Source organism: Streptomyces sp. B15 (genome assembly GCF_018070605.1).
In the GTDB taxonomy this organism is placed as follows: Bacteria; Actinomycetota; Actinomycetes; order Streptomycetales; family Streptomycetaceae; genus Streptomyces; species Streptomyces smyrnaeus.
Window position 1 is genome coordinate 1 of sequence record NZ_JAGPXJ010000215.1, and the last position, 502, is coordinate 502.

Genomic DNA, 502 nt, shown 5'->3' on the forward strand with positions numbered 1-502 from the left:
GACACCCCCGCCGACCCCGACCTCGGCAGGGGCGGGTCCCGGTCGGCGGAGGAGCGGTCGTGACGGCCGAAGTCGGGCTGGAGACCGTACGGGCCGGCGCGCTGACCACCGTCCAGGACCTGGGCCGCCCCGGGTACGCGCATCTGGGCGTGCCCCGCTCCGGCGCGCTCGACCTGGCAGCCCACCGCCTCGCCAACCATCTGCTCGGCAATCCGGAGACCGCCGCGACGCTGGAGACCACCCTGACCGGCTGCGCGGTGCGCGTTTCGGGCCGCACCACCGCCGTCGTCACCGGCGCACCCTGCCCGGTGACGGTCGACGGGCGGCCCGCGCCCTGGGGGCAGCCGCTGCACCTCCCACCCGGCGCGGTGCTCGATGTGGGTGCCGCGACCCACGGGGTGCGCTCCTCTGTGCGGTGCGCCTGGGGAGTGGACGCCGAGGCGGTGCCCGGCACCCGCGCCACCGAACTGCGCTCCGCACCCGGCCCCGCCCCGCGGAGCGC

Annotated in this window: 1 pseudogene; it reads left to right on the plus strand. The window is 78.3% G+C overall.

The features are described from left to right. Positions 1-59: 59 nt before the first annotated feature. Positions 60-502: pseudogene (locus KBY19_RS35910) on the plus strand (allophanate hydrolase subunit 2 family protein); the annotation flags it as partial.